General features: G+C 61.0%; 22 protein-coding genes. 14 read left to right on the top strand and 8 right to left on the bottom strand.

The features are described 5' to 3' along the window. Positions 1–30: 30 nt before the first annotated feature. Positions 31–1008 carry an extensin-like domain-containing protein gene (locus ACODTZ_RS16205; protein ID WP_489026779.1) on the bottom strand — a complete coding sequence of 326 codons (978 nt, stop codon included), beginning with the start codon at positions 1006–1008 and terminating at the stop codon, positions 31–33. 250 nt (positions 1009–1258) lie between these two features. Between ACODTZ_RS16205 and ACODTZ_RS16200 the strand changes: the two genes are divergently transcribed. Beyond that, complete coding sequence (locus tag ACODTZ_RS16200) at positions 1259–3520, top strand: TonB-dependent hemoglobin/transferrin/lactoferrin family receptor (protein ID WP_489026778.1); 2262 nt, start codon at positions 1259–1261, stop codon at positions 3518–3520. 249 nt (positions 3521–3769) lie between these two features. Continuing rightward, positions 3770–5959, top strand: a complete 2190-nt coding sequence (locus ACODTZ_RS16195; protein ID WP_489026777.1) for an anthranilate synthase — start codon at positions 3770–3772, stop codon at positions 5957–5959. Positions 5960–6035: 76 nt separating this feature from the next. Here ACODTZ_RS16195 and ACODTZ_RS16190 read toward each other — a convergent pair whose 3' ends face one another. After that, positions 6036–6944, bottom strand: a complete 909-nt coding sequence (locus tag ACODTZ_RS16190) for a LysR family transcriptional regulator (protein ID WP_489026776.1) — start codon at positions 6942–6944, stop codon at positions 6036–6038. A gap of 96 nt (positions 6945–7040) precedes the next feature. Between ACODTZ_RS16190 and ACODTZ_RS16185 the strand changes: the two genes are divergently transcribed. Further along, positions 7041–7871, top strand: coding sequence for an SDR family oxidoreductase (locus tag ACODTZ_RS16185; RefSeq protein WP_112980185.1), 831 nt, complete (start codon positions 7041–7043; stop codon positions 7869–7871). Between the two features lie 36 nt (positions 7872–7907). On the opposite strand, the gene ACODTZ_RS16180 is transcribed toward ACODTZ_RS16185, so the two are convergent. Then, positions 7908–8588 (bottom strand): GNAT family N-acetyltransferase, encoded by a 681-nt coding sequence (locus tag ACODTZ_RS16180; protein ID WP_489026775.1) that lies wholly within the window; start codon positions 8586–8588, stop codon positions 7908–7910. A gap of 466 nt (positions 8589–9054) precedes the next feature. Between ACODTZ_RS16180 and ACODTZ_RS16175 the strand changes: the two genes are divergently transcribed. Both ACODTZ_RS16175 and ACODTZ_RS16170 read left to right on the top strand, forming a co-directional pair. Beyond that, a complete protein-coding gene (locus ACODTZ_RS16175; protein ID WP_018897325.1) occupies positions 9055–9291 on the top strand; it encodes a hypothetical protein in 237 nt (78 codons plus the stop codon). Positions 9292–9299: 8 nt separating this feature from the next. Then, positions 9300–9989: a DUF2161 domain-containing phosphodiesterase gene (locus tag ACODTZ_RS16170; protein ID WP_489026774.1), complete on the top strand. Its 690-nt coding sequence runs from the start codon at positions 9300–9302 to the stop codon at positions 9987–9989. A gap of 24 nt (positions 9990–10013) precedes the next feature. Here the strand turns inward: ACODTZ_RS16170 and ACODTZ_RS16165 are convergent, their stop codons facing one another. Both ACODTZ_RS16165 and ACODTZ_RS16160 read right to left on the bottom strand, forming a co-directional pair. Further along, positions 10014–10415, bottom strand: a complete 402-nt coding sequence (locus ACODTZ_RS16165; protein ID WP_489026773.1) for a pyridoxamine 5'-phosphate oxidase family protein — start codon at positions 10413–10415, stop codon at positions 10014–10016. Positions 10416–10734: 319 nt separating this feature from the next. Continuing rightward, complete coding sequence (locus tag ACODTZ_RS16160; protein WP_489026772.1) at positions 10735–11112, bottom strand: VOC family protein; 378 nt, start codon at positions 11110–11112, stop codon at positions 10735–10737. Between the two features lie 576 nt (positions 11113–11688). Between ACODTZ_RS16160 and ACODTZ_RS16155 the strand changes: the two genes are divergently transcribed. After that, positions 11689–11913 (top strand): hypothetical protein, encoded by a 225-nt coding sequence (locus ACODTZ_RS16155; protein WP_413391960.1) that lies wholly within the window; start codon positions 11689–11691, stop codon positions 11911–11913. Positions 11914–11936: 23 nt separating this feature from the next. Here ACODTZ_RS16155 and ACODTZ_RS16150 read toward each other — a convergent pair whose 3' ends face one another. Continuing rightward, positions 11937–12905: a GlxA family transcriptional regulator gene (locus ACODTZ_RS16150; protein WP_489026771.1), complete on the bottom strand. Its 969-nt coding sequence runs from the start codon at positions 12903–12905 to the stop codon at positions 11937–11939. 95 nt (positions 12906–13000) lie between these two features. Here ACODTZ_RS16150 and ACODTZ_RS16145 point away from each other — a divergent pair, with 95 nt between their 5' ends. The 5 genes from ACODTZ_RS16145 (at position 13001) to queF (ending at position 16784) form a co-directional block, all read left to right on the top strand. Further along, positions 13001–13498, top strand: coding sequence for an isochorismatase family protein (locus ACODTZ_RS16145; protein ID WP_489026770.1), 498 nt, complete (start codon positions 13001–13003; stop codon positions 13496–13498). 124 nt (positions 13499–13622) lie between these two features. Beyond that, positions 13623–13748 (top strand): DUF2161 family putative PD-(D/E)XK-type phosphodiesterase, encoded by a 126-nt coding sequence (locus ACODTZ_RS16140; RefSeq protein WP_081992954.1) that lies wholly within the window; start codon positions 13623–13625, stop codon positions 13746–13748. A 326-nt stretch (positions 13749–14074) separates the two neighbouring features. Further along, positions 14075–15133, top strand: coding sequence for an AbiTii domain-containing protein (locus ACODTZ_RS16135; RefSeq protein WP_052213913.1), 1059 nt, complete (start codon positions 14075–14077; stop codon positions 15131–15133). Positions 15134–15404: 271 nt separating this feature from the next. Beyond that, positions 15405–16319: a CDF family cation efflux transporter EmfA gene (gene emfA / locus ACODTZ_RS16130; protein WP_047506180.1), complete on the top strand. Its 915-nt coding sequence runs from the start codon at positions 15405–15407 to the stop codon at positions 16317–16319. Beyond that, positions 16320–16784 carry a preQ(1) synthase gene (queF, locus tag ACODTZ_RS16125; protein WP_047506178.1) on the top strand — a complete coding sequence of 155 codons (465 nt, stop codon included), beginning with the start codon at positions 16320–16322 and terminating at the stop codon, positions 16782–16784. 16 nt (positions 16785–16800) lie between these two features. Here the strand turns inward: queF and ACODTZ_RS16120 are convergent, their stop codons facing one another. Then, positions 16801–17589: a glycosyltransferase family 25 protein gene (locus tag ACODTZ_RS16120; protein WP_489026769.1), complete on the bottom strand. Its 789-nt coding sequence runs from the start codon at positions 17587–17589 to the stop codon at positions 16801–16803. A gap of 316 nt (positions 17590–17905) precedes the next feature. Here ACODTZ_RS16120 and ACODTZ_RS16115 point away from each other — a divergent pair, with 316 nt between their 5' ends. Beyond that, positions 17906–18847 carry a sialate O-acetylesterase gene (locus tag ACODTZ_RS16115; RefSeq protein WP_489026768.1) on the top strand — a complete coding sequence of 314 codons (942 nt, stop codon included), beginning with the start codon at positions 17906–17908 and terminating at the stop codon, positions 18845–18847. A gap of 67 nt (positions 18848–18914) precedes the next feature. On the opposite strand, the gene ACODTZ_RS16110 is transcribed toward ACODTZ_RS16115, so the two are convergent. After that, entirely contained in the window at positions 18915–19730 is an 816-nt protein-coding gene (locus tag ACODTZ_RS16110; protein ID WP_489026767.1) for a DUF2076 domain-containing protein, read from the bottom strand. Positions 19731–19957: 227 nt separating this feature from the next. Here ACODTZ_RS16110 and ACODTZ_RS16105 point away from each other — a divergent pair, with 227 nt between their 5' ends. Together ACODTZ_RS16105 and ACODTZ_RS16100 are read left to right on the top strand one after the other, a co-directional pair. Continuing rightward, positions 19958–20542: an ATP-dependent Clp protease proteolytic subunit gene (locus tag ACODTZ_RS16105; protein ID WP_018897336.1), complete on the top strand. Its 585-nt coding sequence runs from the start codon at positions 19958–19960 to the stop codon at positions 20540–20542. Positions 20543–20774: 232 nt separating this feature from the next. Further along, a complete protein-coding gene (locus ACODTZ_RS16100; RefSeq protein WP_489026766.1) occupies positions 20775–21959 on the top strand; it encodes a benzoate/H(+) symporter BenE family transporter in 1185 nt (394 codons plus the stop codon). Positions 21960–22042 lie beyond the last annotated feature (83 nt).

Here is a 22042-nt window from a genome sequence, read left to right as displayed (position 1 = left end):
CCGGCAAGACACTGACGCCGCTCGCCATTTTCAATGGCAATAGCGATATCCGCCCTTTCTCTGCAGGACGTCGAGATGGAAGTGGGTCTCGTGGGCGGCGTCGCTTTCGGGGTCGAGCACCGTCGTGAAATAGAGGCAGCCGGCGGCGCTGACGGTGCGCTGGAAAGCGCCGATCAGGGTTGAATCCTCGCGCCTCGGCTTGACCGCGATATCCTCTCCCTTCTCGAAGCTGAAGCTTGCGATATCGACCGCATTACCGCGCGCGTGTTCGGAGATCTTGCCGGTCTCTGCGCTGTTGCGCAGGCGGCAGATATAGGAGGAGGCCTGGTTGATGGTGGTGATGCGGCCCTGATCGGCGGCCGCAATGGCCGCGGCCGGGATGACCGTCCCCTTCATCCAGCGGGCGAGCGCGAGCGCCACCGGGCAGCGGAAGACGCCATCCGGCTTCAGCTTGATGCCGGGCAGGGCTTCGGTGACCTTGATCGGCTTATCGATACCGCAGCCATTGCCATCGTCGATACGGCCGAGATCGGTGAAGACGACGCCGAGCGCTTGCAGCTCCTTGACGCATTCGGAGTGGTCGGCATCGCTTTCCGGCTCGATCGTCAGATGCTGGGCCTCAAGCGTCTGCTTATCGGGAGGGCTCTTGTCGGGGAGGTTGGGGCCTTGCACCTCGCGCTTGGGCGCGGCTGCGTCCTTGGCTGACGGGTCGGAGGAGGGGGTGGGTTGGTCGCCTTCGGTGGTCTTCTCACCGGGTTTTGTGTCCGGCTTTGGAACATCGGGGCTGGCAGCGTCGGGTTCCGTCACGTCTGGTTTGGAGCCCGGTTTGGGCTGCGGCTTAGGCGCGACATCGATATTCGTGGGGTCGTCGGCCTGCTGTTCGACTTGTTTGTCGCCGGGTTTTACTTCCGGTTTGGGGCCGGTCTCGGGCAGGCCGGCGCCGGTCAACATGATGAGGCAGAGAAGTGCTGTCGCGATCTGGCCTGTCTTCTTCACGCATCCATCCATCGTTTTATTCCCAGCGGAATAACAACGTATGAGGGCGGATTTCGTTGCAATTTCGCAACGTTGATCGGCATCGTTAAAACATGACCATTTAGATCATGATATCTCGGCTACATATATTGACAACTATACTCATGTTTTTTATGCGGCAAGAAGAAGGCGGAATTATTCGCCTCAACACCTAGCCAGCCCCTCCAAGCGCGAATGCGTGACGACCAGCCAGCCCGGTACTTTTTTCATTGAGGGGTTGATTATGGTTATCCGACATTGGCGCTCGGCGCTTTTGGTGAGCGCGGCGTTTGTCTGCGCTGGTCCGGTCTCGCAGGCGCTGGCGCAGAGCGCGCAGACGACGACGCCGGCTGCAAATGCTGAGACCGACGAAAACGGCACGGCGCTGCAGAAGATTGTTGTTAAGGGCAAGCGGGTTGTGAACGCTGGCGATGCCGAAAACACGCCGCTCGCGACCGAGACGAACGAGGCGCAGATCGAGCGCAACCAAATCCAGAGCATCGAGAACCTTGGCCGTACGGTCGACCCGGCCGTGAATTTCAATCGGACGACGAGCTCTGTCAACATTCGAGGACTTGAAGGCAATCGAGTAGCAACGCTGGTCGACGGTATCCCACTCAGCTATCTGAGGGATGGTGCGCGCGGCACGAGCGGCGGTACCGATAGCTTCGACTTCTTCTCTCTGACAAGCGTCAATGTCGTGAAGGGTGCGGATAGCAGCCGTATCGGTGATGGCGCGCTTGGCGGCGCGCTTCTGCTGCGTACACTTGAACCTGGCGATCTGATTGGCGAAGGCAAGGATTGGGGCGGCAAAGTCGGCACCGGCTTCGATACATCCGACAAGAGCTGGTACGGCGGCGCGGCTGTTGCAAAGCGTATCGAGAACACCTCGATCATGTTCCTCGGCAGCTACAAGAAGGGCCATGAGGACCGAAACCAGGGGACGGTCGGCGGCTACGGTACGACGCGCACCGAGGCAAACCCGGCTGACTACGGTCAGAACAACCTCTTGTTCAAGCTGCGCCAGGACACCGATTCCGGACATTCGTTCGGGTTCACCGCGGAGCGGTTCCACTACGACAAGGACACCGACCTGCTGCGAGACAGGACGGCCACAGGCAACTATCGCCCAAGCGGCAAGCATACCTCTGGCGAAGAGAACGAGCGGACCCGCTTCTCACTCGACTATGAATACGAGGCTCCAAGCACCGACGGCCTGATCGACGCCGCGCAAGCATCGCTTTACTGGCAGAAGCAGGTGCGCGCGATTACCCAGGACTCACAGCGGTTCGGTGCGTTGGCTGGTCCGTTCATCCGCCGCAACGAAATGACCGAAACAGGCGTCGGCTTCAACGGCTATATCGACAGCGGTTTCAAGACGGGTGTTGTCGATCACGTCTTCACCGTTGGAACGAACATTTTCATCTCGAAGGCTGATCAGTATTCCTCCGGCATGGACGCGTGCTACACGCTGACGCCACAGCCGGCCACTTGCGCCTTTCTGCATACCAACCAGTCGGACATGCCTGACGTCGACAGCAAGAAGTTCGGCATCTATGCGCAGGACCGGATGAGCTTCGGAGATACGGGCTTCTCGCTGACGCCTGGCCTGCGTTTCGACTGGTACGATCATAGCCCGCAGGATTCTGCCGCCTACTCCAACGGCCCGTTGTCGCCTTCGCTTCCAAGGGGATCCAGTGACAGCGCGATCTCGCCAAAGCTTCTCGCCGAATACGAGGTGGCACCGGGTGTGACGCTGTTCGGACAGTGGGCCATGGGCTTCCGTTCGCCTACGGCCAACGAGCTTTACATGACCTATGGTGGCGTCGGCACGTATCTGTCGATCGGCAATCCCGACCTTCAGCCTGAAACCAGCAATGGCTTCGAGCTTGGGGCGCGTTTCGGAGACGACGATTTCGGCGGATCGGTCAGCGGCTTCTACAACCGCTATCGCAACTTCATCGATACGCGCGCGTTCACTGACCCAGAAACGATCGCTGCGGGATACGATCCGGCTCTCTACAACAACAATGTCAGCGGGTATCAGAACGTCGCGCGCGCCCAGATTTCGGGTGTCGAATTCAACGTTCACAAGCAGTTCGAAAGCGGTATCAATCTGCGTGCCGGGCTTGCCTATACACGCGGTATCAACCTGATCACGAACAGGTATCTCAACTCCGTTGCACCTATGAAGGCGGTTCTGGGCGTTGGCTACGAGCAGGAGACCTGGGGTGTGGATGCCCTGTGGACAGGTGTTGCAGGCGTTTCCGACAAGTCGGCTGCGACCTTCAAGGCGCCGGGCTACGGAATTGTGGACCTGACGGCATGGTGGACGCCGGAGAAGCTGAACGGCATGCAGATCAATGCAGGCGTCTACAACCTGTTTGACAAGAAGTATTTCGACGCACTGAGCAATGCGACCCAGTCGGGTGTGACGGTTGCCAACCGCGACTACTATTCAGAGCCGGGCCGCTACTTCAAGGTTTCGCTGACCCAGCGCTTCTAAACCAATCAAAAGGGCGGCCCCAGAGCCGCCCTTTTTCGTGGCCGCATTCACCTCTTGCGCTGGCTCTCATCTCACGCTAACAATTCCGCCCATGAACATGTCCTTGAACATCGCAATCTGGTGGTGGGCTCGCTAAGGCGGCCTCGACCAATCGTGTCCAAAGACGACGATGAGCCGCCCGGAAAACACCAGGCGGCTTTTTTTGTTTTTAAGGCCGCCTGTCATCCGGGCCGATAACGGAGTGAAGCAATGGTAACGATCATCAGGGATGACGGAGCGGAGATTTACGAGACCAAGGGTGGCATCACGGTCACGCGGCAGCGCCGGGCGATCCCTTATGCCGACGCGGTCTCCTCCTATATCGACAAGCTCGACGAGCGCCGCGGGGCAGTGTTTTCGTCGAACTACGAATATCCGGGCCGCTATACGCGCTGGGATACGGCCGTGGTCGATCCGCCGCTCGGCATCTCCTGCAACGGCCGCAAGGTCTGGATCGACGCCTATAACGAGCGCGGCGAGGTCATCCTCGGCTTCGTCACCGAGCGGCTGAAGACGATCTTAGAGCTGGAACTCGGCGCCTCGACCAAGCGGCGGCTGGATCTGACCGTCAAGGCGCCGGATCGGGCGTTCACGGAAGAAGAGCGCTCGAAGATCCCGACGGTTTTCACCGTGCTGCGCGCCGTTACCGATCTCTTTTATTCGCAGGCCGATGCCAGCCTCGGGCTCTATGGCGCCTTCGGCTACGATCTCGCCTTCCAGTTCGACGCCATCAACTTGAAGCTGACACGGCCTTCCGACCAGCGCGACATGGTGCTTTATCTCCCTGATGAAATCCTCGTCGTCGACAATTATTCGGCCAAGGCCTGGATCGACCGCTACGATTTCGAAAAGGGCGGGCTGACCACCGAGGGGAAGGCCGGCGACATCCCGGCCGAGCCGTTCCAGCGCACCGACACGATCCCGCCGAAGAGCGATCACCGCCCCGGCGAATATTCCGAGCTGGTGGTGAAGGCGAAAGAGAGCTTCCGCAAGGGCGATCTGTTCGAGGTCGTGCCCGGGCAGAAGTTCATGGAGCGCTGCGACAGCAAGCCGTCCGACATTTCCAAGCGTCTGAAGGCGATCAATCCGTCGCCCTATTCCTTCTTCATCAATCTCGGCAACCAGGAATATCTGGTCGGCGCATCGCCGGAGATGTTCGTGCGCGTCTCCGGTCGTCGCATCGAGACCTGCCCGATCTCAGGCACGATCAAGCGTGGTGACGATCCGATCGCCGACTCGGAGCAGATCCTGAAGCTCTTGAACTCCAAGAAGGATGAGTCCGAGCTCACCATGTGCTCGGACGTCGATCGCAACGACAAATCACGCGTCTGCGAGCCGGGTTCGGTCAAGGTCATCGGCCGTCGGCAGATCGAGATGTATTCGCGTCTCATTCACACGGTCGACCATATCGAGGGACGTCTGCGCGATGACATGGACGCTTTCGACGGCTTCCTGTCTCACGCCTGGGCGGTCACCGTCACCGGCGCGCCGAAGCTGTGGGCCATGCGCTTCATCGAGAGCCATGAGAAGAGCCCGCGCGCCTGGTATGGCGGCGCGATCGGCATGGTCGGGTTCAATGGCGACATGAACACGGGGCTGACGCTGCGCACCGTGCGCATCAAGGACGGGATCGCCGAAGTCCGGGCAGGGGCGACCTTGCTCAACGATTCCATCCCCGAGGAAGAAGAAGCCGAAACCGAACTGAAGGCGTCCGCCATGCTCTCCGCCATCCGCGATGCCAAGGCCGGCAATACGGCCAAGGCCAGCCGCGACGTCGCCGCTGTGGGCAAGGGCGTCAAGATCCTGCTCGTCGACCACGAAGACAGCTTCGTGCATACGCTGGCCAATTACTTCCGCCAGACGGGCGCCGAGGTCTCAACCGTACGCTCGCCGGTGCCGGAAGAGATCTTCGACCGGCTCGATCCCGATCTCGTCGTGCTCTCGCCCGGTCCCGGCAACCCGAAGGATTTCGACTGCAAGGCGACGATCAAGAAGGCGCGCGCCCGCAATCTGCCGATCTTCGGCGTCTGCCTCGGCCTGCAGGCGATCGCCGAGGCCTATGGCGGCGAGCTCCGTCATCTGGCGCTGCCCATGCACGGCAAGCCGTCGCGCATCCGCGTGCTGGAGCCGGGCCTGGTGTTCTCCGGCCTCGGCAAGGAGGTCACCGTCGGCCGCTACCACTCGATCTTCGCCGACCCCTCGACCCTGCCGCGCGATTTCATCATCACGGCGGAGAGCGAGGATGGCACGATCATGGGCATTGAGCACGCCAAGGAACCGATCGCGGCCGTGCAGTTCCATCCGGAATCGATCATGACGCTCGGCGGCGACGCCGGCATGCGGATGATCGAGAACGTGGTGGCGCATCTGTCGCGCAAGCGCGCGACGCGGGCGGCTTGAGGGCTCAAGCTCTCGAGGTTTTCCGACATGGCGGGCGGGTTGAAAACAGATATCAACCCGTCGCCCGATGGCAGAATCATGCTCGGCTGCGCTGCCGCTCCACCTCTTTCAGCACATCGATGAAGGCGCGCAGCGGGGATGGAACGTGGCGATAGCCGGGGTAATAAAGCACGTTGCCCGGTATGGCCGGGCACCAGTCTTCGAGTAGCGTCACCAGCGCGCCGCGCTCCAGTTCCTCATGGGCAAAGAGGTCAGGCACATAGGCTATGCCGAGACCGCGAGCTGCGCTCTTGACCATGAGGGCGTTGTCATCAAGCGTGAGATGGCCGGGAACATCGATCGACAGATCCTCGCCGTTGCGGCTGAATTCCCAGCGATAGCGCCTGCCACCCGGCAGACGCTGGCGGATGCATATGTGCTTCGTTAGGTCGTCTGGCACCGATGGTTGCCCATGTGCCCGTACATAGCCGGGGGAGGCGACGGCGATGAAGCGAATGCTGCCGCCGAAGGGCACCGCGATCATGTCCTGTGGCACGGATTCGGCCAGGCGCACACCGGCATCAAAACCCTGCTCGACAATATCGACAAGGCGCCCCTCCGAAACGAGGTCGAGTTCGACAGCGGGATAGCGCGCGAGGAATGTCGGCACCACGTTGCCCAAAAGCCATTGGCCGGCGCCCCTGTTGGTGTTGATCCGCAGGATACCGGCCGGCTCGCCGCGTTCGTCGGCGATGCCGTCGATCGCCTCTTCGAGATCGCGCAGAACCGGATCCAGCCTTTCCAGCAGCCGCCGGCCAGCATCGGTGGTGGCGACGCTGCGCGTTGTCCGGTTGAGAAGCCGAACACCCATGTTTTTCTCGAGGTTGATCAGCGTGTGGCTCAGCGACGAGCGCGACACGCCCAGCGCATCGGCCGCCTTGCGGAAGCTGCGGTGACTGGCGACGGCGCGGAAGGCTTCGAGTTCACTCAGTGTCGGTCTGGTCATTGGTGAAAATGTCACACGATCTCATGCGGGATTGGGTGACTTATATCACCAAAGGAAAAGGACGATATGGGGTCTGCTTGAAAAAAGGAGATAGCCATGAGCAAGACCTGGTTCATTACCGGCACATCGTCCGGCCTCGGTCGCGAAATGACCGAGCAGTTGCTGTCACGTGGTGACAGCGTCGTGGCGACCGTGCGGCGCGCCGATCAATTGGACGCGCTGCAGGCGCAGTATGGCGAGCGGCTTGTCGTGCTGACGCTCGACATCCTCGATACAGCCGGCATCCGCTCCGCTGTTGCGGATGCATTCCAGCGCATGGGGCGCATCGATGTCGTCGTCAGCAATGCCGGATATGGTCTCTTTGGCGCGGCCGAGGAACTCGGCGATGCGCAGATCGACCAGCAGATCGCCACCAACCTGACGGGCTCGATACAGCTCATCCGCGCGGTCTTGCCACATCTGCGCCAGCAGGGCGGGGGACGGATCATGCAGGTCTCGTCGGAGGGCGGGCAGATTACCTACCCCAACTTCAGCCTCTATCATGCGACGAAGTGGGGCATCGAAGGCTTCGTCGAGGCGGTCGCCAAGGAGGTCGCTCCCTTCGGCATCGACTTCATCATCGCGGAACCGGGGCCGACCGTGACGAACTTTGGAGCAGGTCTGGTGCACGGCAAGCCGATGGATGTCTATGAGGCGACACCGGCGGGCGATGTCCGCCGTGCCGTCGCAAGCGGCAGCTTCGACATCAAAGGCGATGCCGCACGCACCGTGGCTGCGATGATCGCCGCTGCCGACATGGAGCGGCCGGCGCTCCGTTTGGCGCTCGGAAGCATCGCCTACCGCTCGATCTCCACGGCGCTCGCGGAACGGCTTGCGGCGATCGAGGCGCAGCGTGACGTTGCCTTCTCGGCGGATCGCGACGGATAACGGTCCATGGGAGGGGCGTGACCGGTCCCGCGCTCCTCACCCCCGCCGCTGCACGATCTTCACATTCATCCGGCTGCGCAGCTTGAAACCTAGCTGCTCGTAGAGCGCAATCGCCGACGTGTTGCTCGCATAGGCGTGCAGAAACACTTGCTCATCGCGCGCCGTGATCTCGCCGGCGACGAAGCGGAAGAGGAGGGTGCCGAGGCCGCGTTTCTGGAAATCGGGGTGGGTGCAGAGGCCGCTCAATTCGGAAAGGCCGGGATGGCGCATGCGCTGGCCGGCCATGGCCGCCAGGCGGCCGTCGATCTTGACGCCCCAGAAGGTGCCGAGGCGCTGGGCGCCGAGCGTGAAGGGGCCGGGTTTGGTCAGCGTCGCCAGTGCCAGCATCTCTTCGGCATCGTCGGGTGTCAGCGGCTCGATACTCATCTCGTCGATGCGCTCGTAGGGACGGTCGCCGATCATCTGGACGAGCGTGCTTTCGATGAGTACGTCGTGGCCATCAGGCACGATGATCGGGCCGGCCTCGACGAGCGCCATGATCTCGCCGGGCGCGGAAAGTGTGGCCAGCGCCCTCAAGCTCTCCGGCGTGCCGTCGCGCGGGGCGGCGAAGGGGACGATCGAGGTGGGATAACGCATCGCGAGCGGGCCGCCTTCGGCGAGATCGGCATGCACCGTTTGAAGCGCGTTCCAGGCGGGACGGTCGAGGCTGTGGGTCACGGCTGTTTCTCCCTGGTCGCGTTGCAGGCGTATCCGGGACGCGGGCCGGTCCGACGCAATCATTCTTTCACTCAATTTAGAGCCGTTTGCCGATCAATGCCATAATGTCGATCGCTTCAATTTCCGGTCTTTGGGGTCTGCTGGGAAGGGGCGCGGCTCGGTTTGCCAGGGCTGTGGGTGTGATGCCCCCCTCTGCCCTGCCGGGCTACCGGGGCAGAGCCACGCGTCTCTGCCCGCGCTTCGCGCCCCCCACAGGTGGGGAGATTGGCTAGGTGCGCCCGCTCACTCCAAATTTCGGTGGTTGGCGTAAACCTCGCCGCGAGTCGATCTACCTCCTTGTGGGGGAGATGCCCGGCAGGACAGAGGGGGGTAACGCAGCCTCGACCCATGCTTTCATCCACCCATACCATTGACATCCGCCCTCAAATCAGAACGTTTCAGGAACGATCAATCGGGAATCCTGCGCGTGTCCACTGGTGAAAAGTTTATCGTGATCCCCTACCGCAGCAATCGCGGCAAGCTGGTGCCGGGCGAGATGCGGCAGGCGTCGAACCCGATCAGCGCGGAGAAGATCGCATCCGCCATGTCGGAGCGCTTCGCGGGCGTCGCGGCCTATGCGATCACCGTCGACGAGGAGACCGGCGACATGCTGTCTCCACGGCTCTTGGCGCAGTTCGGCGAGATCGCCGATCTCAATCCGTAAGCGTTGTGATGGAGACTTCGCTCTATCTGCCGGTGAAGGCCTTTCTGGAGGCGGCGGGGTATGTCGTGAAGGGGGAGGTGGCGACCTGCGATGTCGTGGGCTTGAGCGAAAGCGAGCCGCCGGTCGTGGTCGTTTGCGAATTGAAGATGTCGTTCAATCTCGAGCTCATCCTGCAGGCGGTCGACCGGGCGGCGATGGCCGATGAAGTCTGGATCGCGGCGAGGGTCTCGGCCAAGGGACGAGGGCGGGAGGCGGACAGGCGTTATCGCGATCTCTGCCGGAGGATGGGGATCGGCATGCTCGGGATATCCGATACCGGCGAGGTGAGCGTCATCGTCAGCTCCGTATCGCCGATGCCGAGGACGAACCCGAAGCGGCGGACGCGGCTTGTCAAAGAGCACCGGAAGAGGCAGGGCGACCCTGCGCTCGGCGGCGCCACGCGCTCGCCGATCATGACCGCCTACCGGCAACAGGCACTGATCTGCGCCTCGGCGTTGCAACAGGGGCTGGCGCGGCCGCGCGACATGAAGACGTGGGCGCCGCAGGCGGGACGCATCCTGCTCGACAACGTCTATGGCTGGTTCGACCGGCAGGGGAAGGGCGTCTATGCGCTGAACGAGGCGGGCGAGGCGGCGCTGCTGCGCTGGCCGCAGACGGTGGTGGTTAGTGGTGGTGATGCGGGTGAGGGCGGGGAGTAGGGCGGCCGACGGTTTACGGGCTTTTCAGAATTGAATCTCGATCAGCTCGGGTGGCTCCTGGTTGAAATCGGAGTATCGAATCCATCTTGGCGTCGCTTTGAAGATCACGGCCCCTCTCTCGATGAACTCTCTGGCGGCCGGAAGGCTGTCGAGATAAGCCTCCTGGTATTCTTCGATATCCGCGGCAGCAACCCTTGTTGCCTCACCCTCATATTGAACCGTGATGTTGTCGTCCCATCCGACGACGAAGGCGACGCCGGGACGCTCCGCGAGATTGCCGAACTTTCGCGTCTCCTTGAAAGTGCAGAACACGACCTCAAGATTGTCGCGCACCGTGAAGTCGATCGTGGCAGCCTCCGGTTTCCCATCGCTATGGCAGGTCGCGATCACCGCCAGCTTGTGCTTTCTCAGGAATTCAAGAAGCATGCGTTTTCCATGAACATCATCCATTGACGCATCCTTTCCGATCTCGTGCCTTCCAGCGCAGCAGGATTAGCACATCGCGCGCCCTCGTTCGAGGATGGTCACCGCGCCGGGTGAGGGTAGGGAGTAGCGGTTACGGCCACTTTCGGCCCGAAGCGGACGTAGGCCGTCGCAAAAATCGGTCGCGAAACTCTGACTTTTGCGACCGAGTTTTGCGACAGAAATTCCCTTTGTGATTTCAGCGGCGGCCAATCCTGTCGTGAAGGTTAGGAGTTGCGCGACAACCGGGCGAAACGGTGCCCGCCCGGTGCGGATAGCCGCTTTAGATCACCTGACCAACATCAATGCGATTTCCATCCGGGTCCTCGAACACAAACGCCCGCAAGCCATAGTCCTTGTCCTGAAGGCCCTTGGTGATCCTCATTCCGTGTTGCTTGCACACGGCGAAAAGAGCATCAACATCGTCCACGATCAGGTGGGCAACGTTGAAATCCACTGCTTTGTGGCCCGGCTGTAAGGTCAGGTGCAATTCACCCTCATCGCGCTTCAGGATCATGAAGCCGACAGGATTGCCATTCTCGAAAATCTTCTTGAAGCCGAGAACCTTGGTATAAAAATCATGGGACTTGCTCATGTCCCTTACGGGGAGCGTGGCGGCAATTCGTCCAAAACGGACACCGTGACCGGCGATATTGTTCATCGCAGAGCCTCTAATTGCAAAGTCGCGATCCCATCTTCAGACGGTGCTGGCCGACATGGCGCGCTTTGTTGTTTGAATCAGCAGGACGGTGCCTACACCGTAGATTTAACTCGCGTCGATCCCCAGCGGAATAGGGAATGTGTCGCAAAATTCCCGATTAACGCGAGAGTTCTTTTACTGACTTTTGCAACCCCACAGAATAGGGACTTCTGCGACACCCGCAATGTCTCCTGTTGGCGCAGAGCGGAAACAGCCATCGACGATTATGAGACTTTAGGGGTTTCTCGTTTTTGCTGAGGCTCCGGCTCGAGGCGCTGATCAGTGTCGCCCAATCTTTATAAAACAGGACGCCCTTTGACGACGACGTCCTCTTTTTTGTGGCTGAGCCGATCATTAGAGCCTGCCCTTGCAGTCGGCCCTCGTCGGACGGAGGTCTTCCTCTCATCCGCGGCGGCTCATTGATCCCGGGCGCGAACCTCAGTGCGCGATTACATATCTGCGTTGCACAATAAGCAGTACGCGTTTGCCTAAAACGGGAGCATAAAGCGCGCAGTGCCGCACGCAAGGATATCTGTCATGGATTGGTTTCCCATAGTCTTCGTGATTTTCAAGGTTCTCGCGTTGGGCACGGGAATGTACTTCGCCATCAAGTGGCATTACGATCAGGTGGACAAGATCGAGAGAGGCTCGGTACTGCTCGCGGGCGGCAAGATCGCGGGAGCCTTCGTGCTGGCGCTGTTGGGTGTCGGGGTCGTCGCCTTAGTCATGAGCCGCATGCTTGGGTTGGACCTGGGTCTCTGACGGCGACTTTGGCGCAAAACTAGCTAGGATTTTCCCGACATCAGAGACAGCGCGGCACCGGGGACCCTCTGGTGCGCCAGCCATTGCACCGGCGTCACGCCGACTTCGGTGCGGAATGCCGTGCGTAGTGCATGGGCATCAGGGAAACCGCTGCGCACGGCAACGTCGTCCAGCCCGCGCACGCCGGCCACCAGTAGCTCCTTCGCCCGCGCCACGCGAACGCGCCTTATCCATTCGCCGAGACTGCCTCCGGTACGTGCCCGGATATGGCGCGTCAGGCTTCGGCGGCTCATGTTTGAGCGCTTGGCCAGTTCATCCAGCGAAGGCGGCGCAATGGGATCGGCGCGCAGGACTTCGAGAAGTTCGGTCACTCGCCGATCGGCAGTCGATCCGATCGCTGGCCGCTCGATCAGTTGCGGTTGTCCGCCCGCGCGCTGAGGGGCGACGACGAGATGGCGCGCTATCCGGTTTGCTTCACCAATCCCGCCAATCCGGCCAAGCAGATGCAGGCAGCAATCCAGCCCCGAAGCGACACCGGCGGACGTCAGGACACGGCCTTCGTCCACGAACAGCGCGGCTGCATCGACCGTTATACGCGGATAGCGGGCCGCGAAGGTCTCCGCATGCGCCCAATGGGTCGTTGCGCGCCGCCGATCCAGCAATCCCGCCTCGGCAAGGCCGAAGGCCCCCAGGCACAAGCCCACGACGATGGATCCTCGAGCATCGGCCGCCTTCAGCCTGGCAACGATATCGGGCGATACGGGCTCGTCCACGCTCCGCCAACCCGGTAAAATGACGATATCGGCGTCATCGACAGCATCCAGCCGATGGGCGGCCTCGATGATCATGCCGCCGCTCGTGTTCAGCCGGAACTGATCAGAGCACACCTGAACCTGATGTCCACCTGCAAGGAGCCCCTCGCCAAACACGGCCAGCGGCGTGGATAGCATGAAAGGGCTGATATGGTCGTAAGCGATGATAGCGATGCGCATTGGCCCGATTTACACGATAAAAGGCAATCAGGCCACTCAACGGCGGTGAAATCGGATGTCATCACTGTGGGCGAAACATCAAATGGAGCCTCCTGATGACCCGCACCCTTCTCGTGATCGACGTTCAGAATGACTATTTCCCCGGTGGCGCGCTGCCGCTCTGGGAGGCCGAAGAAACAGAAAAGCGGGTCGTCGAGGCGATCCGGCAAGCACGCGCAAGGGGTGACGGGGTTGTTCTCGTTCGACACGTTTCGACAGCTCCGACGGGCCTGTTTGCCGCCGGCGGTGATGGCGTTGAGATCCGTCCGGCTGTTCTGGCTGCGGCTGGCGATGCTCCGGTGGTGACGAAGCAATACGCAGACGCATTTCAGGAGACGAACCTCGCAGATCATTTGAGGGGAACGACGGAACTGCTGATCTGCGGGATGATGACGCAGAACTGCGTGGTGTTTACGGCATTGTCACGCGCTGCGGAGGACTTCCAGATCAAGGTGATCGACGATCTTTGCACTGCTCCTCTGGAGGTCGTCCATTTGATCGCCTTGAGTGCCCTGCGGTCCAAGACGCGAGTGATCCATTCTTCCGAGGTTTGAGGCGCGGCCACTACCGCCCGTCGACCTCCTGCCGCCACTTCCGCTTTGACAAATCCCAATTTCTGGCCCATATCCCCCGCAACAGCCGCCTGCGCGATTTTCGCGCGGGCGGTTTTGCGTTTGAATGGCTTGTGAAAGAGCACCGAAGAGGCAGGACGATCCGGCGCGCGGCGGCGCCACGCGCTCGCCGATCATGACCGCATACCGGCAGCGGGCGCTGATCTGCGCCTCGGCCTTGCAACAGGGGTAGTGCGGCCGCGCGACATGAAGGCTTGGGCACCGCAGGCGGGGCGGCTTTGCTGCGCTGGCCGCAGACGTTGGTGGTTGGTGGCGATGCGGGTGAGGGTGGGGAGTAGTGGTTGCGGCTGCTGAGTTTTTGGCGGCGAGCTACCAAAGTCGGGCGCGTGCCGCAACTTGTGGAGCCTGGATGTCTTGCCCTCCCGAAATGGCTCTCACGTGGAGGGCGAAGTTGGCGCGTAGGCAACGGGGATAACTTCGCTCGCTGATTGATAATCCTCGACAACCATACCGATATTGGACATCATTTCGATTGAGATATCCGGGAGATAGGTGCAAATGCCAAGGCCGAAATCGTCAGCATTAGAAGCATTTGACCTCTCGAGTGAAGTCTTGGCGGACCTAGAACTCGGACGTCTTCCGCTTTCTGGCTGCGTTATGAAGGCTGCTCGCCTTGCTCGTCTCGTCGGCGACGATGATTACTTCTTAATTCTCAGGAATGAGCTGTCGGGATATCCCTCAACGCCCAAAGGTGTTCCACCTGAAGTGTGGCGTCTTTGCAAGCTGGCGGATCGGGTAAAGACTAAAGAAAAAACCGACGACAAAGGCAAGGGCACTGGAGACGTAATCGAAACAGCAGAGATAAGATCAATTGCTAGCATCGAGGAAAACGCCGCTACCTTAAAGATGCGGTTGAGCTTCTTTCAACCTCAGCCGGTGAATATCTCCTCCGCAAATCCAAACCAGTACATATCCACTCCTTTCCGCGATATCAGTACTGAGGCAAAGATTGCAACGAATTATCGCGACGAGATGTCGTTGTTGGCTGCGAGGCGCGCATTTGTTTATGATTTCGTACTGGCCAAGCACTTTGAGCTGCGGGTATCCTCAGCAGCGGAAGACATCTTTGACGGGTATCGTAAACGGGTCGATGACTACCTCGGCCATCTCATTCCGGACGAGTTGCGTCGATTGGACTCGATTCGCGCCAACCTCGAATCAGATAATCCAGAGGACTGGGCAAACGCAGCCCATAGCTGCCGTAGGCTTTTGCAGGCCGTGGCAGATGTGCTTTACCCGCCTGCTGATCAGCCGGTGAAATCAGCTGATGGCAAGACTATTAAGATCGGCAAAGAAAACTACATTAATCGGCTCATAATGTTCTGCGAGAGCAAGATGTCATCCGGCGTCTCATTCAAGGTGATGAGCTCCGATCTGAAATATATAGGCGAAAGGCTGGATGCTGTATTTTCAGCGGCTCAGAAGGGATCTCATGCGGAAATTGACCTATCGGAAGCCGAGCGGTTCGTGATCCATATCTACTTATTGATTGGCGACGTTCTTGATCTCAATGCGGAGGCCTCTCATCTAGCCGTCGCGCCTGATTTGTCAAACTAGTCTTATCCGCGCCTGCCGAGTGTGAGGTAACGCACGTCGGTGTTAGGTTGACACTTTCTGTTGCTCGGTCGCAAGCGAATGAACCGCGACGCTTCGCCACCCACCCCCACACCACTTCCACTTTGACAAATCGCCATTTCTGGCCCATATCCCCCGCAACAGCCGCCTGCGCGATTTTCGCGCGGGCGGTTTTGCGTTTGAATGGCGTTGTTTCTGCAATTCGTTCGCATCCGCACCGGTATTGGACATCTAAGAAGGCAGAGGGACAGAGATGAGCGAACAGGGAAACCTTACGGTTCGGAAGCTGGCATTCTGGGGTATTCCGATGTCGCTTGGGGTCATGGGCCTGAAGATGGTGGCATGGTGGGTCACGGGGTCGGTGGCGCTTTTGTCGGACGGACTGGAATCGACGGTCAACGTCGTTGCCGCCTTTATCGCCTTCTTCGTCATCCGCTATGCGCAGAAGCCGGCGGACCATGACCATCCCTTCGGGCACCACAAGGCGGAGTATCTCTCGGCCGTTACCGAGGGCGTGCTGATCGTTGTCGCGGCGCTTCTGATCGTCAACGAGGCGGTCGGGCATCTGGCCGATCCGCGCATGCTCGAGGCGCCGGTGCTGGGTCTTGCCATCAACTTCGCGGCCGGCGTGATCAACGCGGTCTGGGCGCGGCTTTTGATCACCACAGGGCGCAAGTATCGCTCGGCGGCGCTGACGGCGGATGGCCAGCATATCATGTCGGATGTCGTCACCTCCGTCGGCGTGCTGATCGGCCTGCTTTTGGCGATTGCCACCGGCTATGCGATCTTCGACCCCATCCTCGCCATCCTGGTCGCGATCAACATCCTCTATCAGGGCTGGAAGGTGATCTCGCATTCGATCGGCGGGTTGATGGACCAGGCGGTCGAGCCGCAGGAAGAAGAGGCGATCAAGGCTGCCATCGCCACGCATGCGACGGGGTCGCTCGGGGTGCATGATCTGAAGACGCGTCGCGCCGGCGCCGTCACTTTCATCGATTTCCATCTTGTCGTGCCCGCCGCAATGTCTGTAAGGCAGGCGCACGATATCTGCGATCGCCTTGAGGATGCCATTCGTGCCGTGCATCCGGGCTCCAGCATCGCCATTCACGTCGAGCCGGAGGGCGAAAAGGCCCACGGCATCCGCGTCAAAGTCATCAAGGAGGCTTGAATGCCCAATACAGACGTCTCCAGCCTGTCCATGCTGGGAAAACAGACCGAAGCGCCGACCTCGCCCGAAACGGCGGTGCTGGAAAAGGTGCCCGCCAGCAATGCCGGCACAGATTATGTCGTGCGCTTCACCGCGCCCGAATTCACCTCGCTCTGCCCGATGACCGGGCAGCCGGATTTCGCCCATATCGTCATCGATTACATCCCGAACGAATGGCTGGTGGAATCCAAGGCGCTAAAGCTCTTCCTGCACTCCTTCCGCAACCACGGCGCCTTCCACGAGGATTGCTCGATCTATATCGCCAAGCGCCTGGTCGAGTTGCTCGATCCGAAGTGGCTGAGGATCGGAGCCTACTGGTATCCGCGCGGGGGCATCCCGATCGACGTGTTCTGGCAGACGGGCAAGCCGCCCGAGGGCGTGTGGTTGCCCGACCAGGGTGTCGCGACCTATCGTGGTCGTGGTTGATCGGCCGCGGCTGAGTTTAGTCGGATGATTTGGCGGGATCGGGCGGGAAACTTGCCCGGTCCATGCGCAGCGGGCGCTTCTCGCCGCCAAGCCCACGGATGAGGTTGCGGGCCTTGATCGCCTCCAGCTTCAGACGCAGCAGGTTCTTGCGCAGCTTGCTCGGCGTGAAGGCGCGGTCGATCGATTTGCGGATGAAGGCCGCCTTGTCGGCGCTGCCGTCGAGAAACTGCATCTGGATGACGGGGGCGGGCTCGATCTGGTAGGCCTTCAGCCAGGCGCGGTGCCACATATAGGCATCGAGCAGGCCATAGGTCTCGGTGTCCCTCAACATGCGCGCGGCGGCACCCGGGCCGATGACATAGCCGGCCGTGCCGACGCGGTTCTGGAACACGCGCCGGGCGCTATAAGTCCCGTCTGTCCAGAGCGGATGTTTCGCGACGATATGGTCGCGCGGGGCGAATTCGAGATCGTAGGCGATATCGTCGCCATCAGGGCGCGCTTCGATGCTTGCCAGCGCGTCGGCGAAACTTTGCGACAGCACGGCGTCGTCTTCCAGGATCAGCATCCGCTGATTGCTGTCAATGATCCTGCGCCAGGCGATGCGGTGCGAGGTGAAGCAGGCGACATCTTCGCGCAGCGTCGGGCTCGGCCAGCTGTCGGCGGCCTTCTGGCACTCTTCCGGTGTGAGGTCGCGGGCCTCGAAGGCATCCAGAAACTCGAAATCGAGGCCCAGCGCCTGCATCTGCCGCGTCTGAAAGCGCCGCCTTGTTTCCTCGGCCTTGCGGCTGATGATGAGGGTTTTCAATGCTCTGTCGTCCGATGTCGGTTTTTGGTGCGGTGATTGCGGCGGACCTTATCGATGCGGCGGGGGCTTATCAATCGGCAGCGGGGCGGCGCCCACATCGAAAGCTTGCATCCGGACTGGTTGCTGCAATGACTTGATGGTCAAGCGACTATCGCATGAAGCGGCCTCGTTCATTTGTATGAGCCTCATCCAATCAGGGTAATTGCAGTCCTGAGTTTCATATCTACTGTGCTCAAAGACAATTTGAGCGGGTAGGCAATTGCGAGCGGCGGGGCCTACTGACAGCCATTGATGCTTTCCAGAATTGGACGATCGGATGTTTCGAAATCTCGTTTTCGGATGCGCCGCATTGCTTGCGGTGTTCATCTCCGGTGGCATGAGTGCGCGGCACGAAATGTTTCCCTGGCCCCAGTTTTCAGCGCTGAAACATCAGTTCGTCGCCCCCGAACCGCCGCCTCCGAGCCGCTATACGTTCGACGACAAGGAGCGTCTGATTGGAGACGAGACGAAGACGGCGGTCGCATGCCCCGCCCAGACCGATCGAACCGCTGTTCTCCTGGTTCTCGGACAGTCGAACGCCGCCAATGACGGCGGCCAGCGCCACCGGTCGATGTATGGCGAGCGCGTGATCAATGAATTCGATGGTCATTGCTTCACCGCCGCATCGCCGCTTCTCGGCTCGACGGATACCAAGGGCGAATATTGGACGGAGGTCGGCAATTCGCTGATCGCATCCGGACGCTATGACAATGTCATCATCGCGCCGGTTGCCTATTCCGGCTCCGAGGTGGCGCGCTGGGCCGAAGGCGGGGATATCAACCCTGTGCTGGCCGACAGCACGAGGAAGCTTCACGACGCCGGCTATCGCGTGACCAACGTGCTTTGGGTGCAGGGCGAGGCCGATTTCGTCAAGGGCACCAGCACGGAGGTTTACGAACAGCGCTTTCTGTCGATGGTGGGGACGCTGCGCGGGCTTGGGGTCGCGGCGCCTGTCTATATCTCGGTGGCGACCAGATGTCTCGAACCCGCCAATGGCGGTTTCAAACAGCATACGGACGACAATCCCATCCTGCGGGCGCAGCTTGCCTTGCCGAAGAGCGGCAACGGCATCGTTCAGGGCGTGAACTCGGACGCGCTGCTCACCGGTGACGATCGTTACGATGATTGCCACATCGGCGGTTCGGGCGCCGAGAAAGTCTCGGCCGCGTGGCTTGATCTTCTGCTTGCGGGTCCGCAGTTGCAGGCTTCGTCGCAATAGGGATTTGCGTGGTACATGTTTGGCAGGGGCCGCCTCAGCGCGGCCCCTGATGCGTTCGCGGCGATCGTCAGACGTTGAAGCTGTCGTCGCTGCCGAAGTCGGACTGATCGTCGAAATTGTCGTCGTCGTTATCGTAATCGGCCTGCTGCAGGCCGCTGTCGTCGTTATCGTTGTTATCGGCGACGTTGTTGTCAGCGACCGTGCGGGTGTTGTCGGCCTGCTGGCTGCCGCCGTCATTGTTGTAATAGTTGTTGATCACTGTTTCTTCCGTCGGCGCGCTTGATGGCGTGGCGCCCGAGCCGAGGCCGAGCGAGGACATGTGACCGCCGCTGAAGATGCCGCTCAGCGAATTGGCAAGCAGCATGCCGCCGGCAACACCGGCCGCGGTGCCGAGCGCGCCCTGCAGGAAGCTGCCGCCGGCCGATGGCGCCTGGGCTTGCGGGCTCCAGGGGCCGGAAGGTTGCTGCTGCATGCGTGGGGCGGTGTCGAAGCCCTGGTTCTCACGGATCTGCTGGCGCGGGGCGCTGCCCCAGGGGCCGCTTGGTGCCGCGTCCGAAGCTGCCGGCTGCTGTCGCTGCTGCGGCGGCTGGCTGCTGCCGAAGATGGAGGAGAGGAAGCCACCGCCTTGCTCGGCCTGATGGGTGTCGCTCTGGCTCGCCTCCAGCTGGCGGACGCGTTCTTCGAGCTCCTTGATATGGCCGGCGGCGGCCTCGAGGCCCTTTTCCTGCACGATCACGGCCTGTGCCAGATAATAGGCCGCATAGGGCTGTTCGCGGGTGTTTTGCTCGACCAGCTGTTCGGCGTCGCGGTCGCGCGGGGTAGTGGCTGCGGTGCGGACGCGCTCGAAAAGGGCGGTCAGGAGTTGGCGTTCTTCGGGTGACATCGGCTGTCTCCTTGGCTCTGGGCTCGCATGTGGTCTCAAGTGGGTCGCTTGGGAAGGACGTAGGAACGGATTGAGACTTTTCAAAGCCTCCACAAGTTACATTTCAGTAAGCCAATGACCCCTAACCATATCTTCACCCGTTCCGTGGCTTGTCTTTTTCACGCATTGTTTTACGCATTGAGTCGCACTATGTGCGGGGAACCCGAATTTACGTGAGAGAGGTTCGAATGAACGACGAAGACCAGGACGACAAGACGAAGGAACTGCCGCTCGGCAAGGAAACGGAGGCGAACCTTTTCAAGTCGCGTTCCATCTTCATCTATGGACCGATCAACCAGGAACTGGCGCAGAAGGTCTGCTCGCAGCTCGTGGCGCTTGCCGCGGCCAGCGACGAGGACATCCGCATCTACGTCAATTCGCCCGGCGGCCACGTCGAATCCGGCGATTCGATCCACGACATGATCAAGTTCATCAAGCCGAAGGTCTGGATGATCGGAACCGGCTGGGTCGCTTCTGCCGGCGCGCTGATCTATGTCGCCGCGCCCAAGGAGCAGCGCCTTTGCCTGCCCAACACCCGCTTCCTGCTGCACCAACCCTCGGGCGGCACGCGCGGCATGGCGTCCGACATCGAAATCCAGGCACGCGAGATCATCAAGATGAACGAGCGCCTGAACAAGATCATGGCTGACGCCACCGGCCAGTCCTACGAAAAGATCGCCGCCGACACCGACCGTGACTACTGGCTCTCCGCTGAGGAAGCCAAGGCCTACGGCCTGGTCTCGCGCATCGTGACGTCGCAGAGCGACATCTGATCGGATTGAGATGAGAGCGCCCTCGCTTGCCGGATGATGGTGGGCGAGGGCGCTTTTTTTGCGCATCTCTTTTCATCCCGGCCTTGTGCCCGGAAGAGTCTTTCGCCGCGCGGACGCGCGTCGGCTGGATCCCCGCCACAAGGGCGAGAATGAGGGTGGTGGGTGTATCTGGTCTTGCGCCCCCGTTTGCGATACGGCTGCATGACGCCATTCTTCGCTCCGAGTCCCCCGCATGCTTAAAGACTTCTCCGTCCAGGCCCTGTTCATGGGCGTTCTTACCGCTTTTGTCGGTTTCGCCAGTTCGTTCGCCGTCGTGCTGCACGGGTTGCAGGCCGTTGGCGCGACGGAGGCGCAGGCGGCTTCGGGGTTGATGGCTTTGTCGGTCTCGCTCGGGCTTTGCGGGATCGTTCTCAGCGCCACGTCGAGGTTGCCGATCAGCATGGCCTGGTCGACGCCGGGCGGCGCGCTTTTGGCCGCGACCGGGGTGGTCGAGGGCGGGTTCAATGCGGCCGTGGGCGCCTTTATCATCTGCGCATTGCTGATCGTTATCGCCGGGCTGTTCAGGCCGCTCGGGCGGGCGGTGGCGGCGATACCGGCGCCGTTGGCCAATGCGATGCTTGCGGGCGTGCTGATCGGGCTCTGCTTCGCGCCGGTGAAAGCCGTCGGGTTCAATCCGTTGCTCGGGCTGCCGATCGTGCTTGCCTGGATCGTCGTTGGTGCCTTCAAGCGGCTCTGGGCCGTGCCGGCGGCGCTGGCGGCCTTTGTGCTTGTCGTGGTCTTCGGGGTCGATGTGCCCGTGGGCGCGCTCGATACGGTCAAGCGCTCGCTGGTGCCGACAATCGAGTTCGTCATGCCGGTGTTCAACGTGCCGGCCTTCGTGTCGATCGCTTTGCCGCTCTTCATCGTCACCATGGCCTCGCAGAATATTCCTGGGATCGCGGTCATGAAGGTCAATGGCTATGAGACCAAGCCCGGGCCGCTCTTTGCCTCGACCGGTTTCTTCTCGCTGCTGTCTGCGCCTTTCGGCGGCCATGCCGTCAATCTGGCGGCGATCACGGCGGCCATGTGCGCCGGGCCGGATGCGCATCCCGATCCGAAGCGGCGCTACTGGGCGGTGATCGTCTGTGGCGTCTGCTATCTCATCCTCGGGCCGCTTGCGGGTGCGGTGACTGCATCCGTCGCACTGGCGCCGCCGATCCTGATCCAGGCGGTGGCGGGGCTGGCGCTGGTCGGCGCCTTCTCGGGCTCCGCGATGGCCGCCTTTCAGGCACCCGATACGCGGGAAGCCGCGGCGATCACTTTCCTGGTGACGGCATCCGGCGTCTCCTTCGGCGGCATTTCCGGTGCGTTCTGGGGGCTGCTGGCCGGCGGGCTGATGATGGCGTTGCAGCGATTTGTGCAGATGAGGAAAAAATAATCGGGCACTTGCCAGTTTTTCGCGCGGCGGCTATACAGGCCGGCATGAAGAGCACGGGCATCATGATTTCTGAGCACATTGCA

This window comes from Rhizobium sp. FG113, from assembly GCF_057809895.1.
The sequence above is the reverse complement of the archived record's forward strand: the minus strand, read 5'-3'. Positions and strand labels throughout refer to the sequence as shown.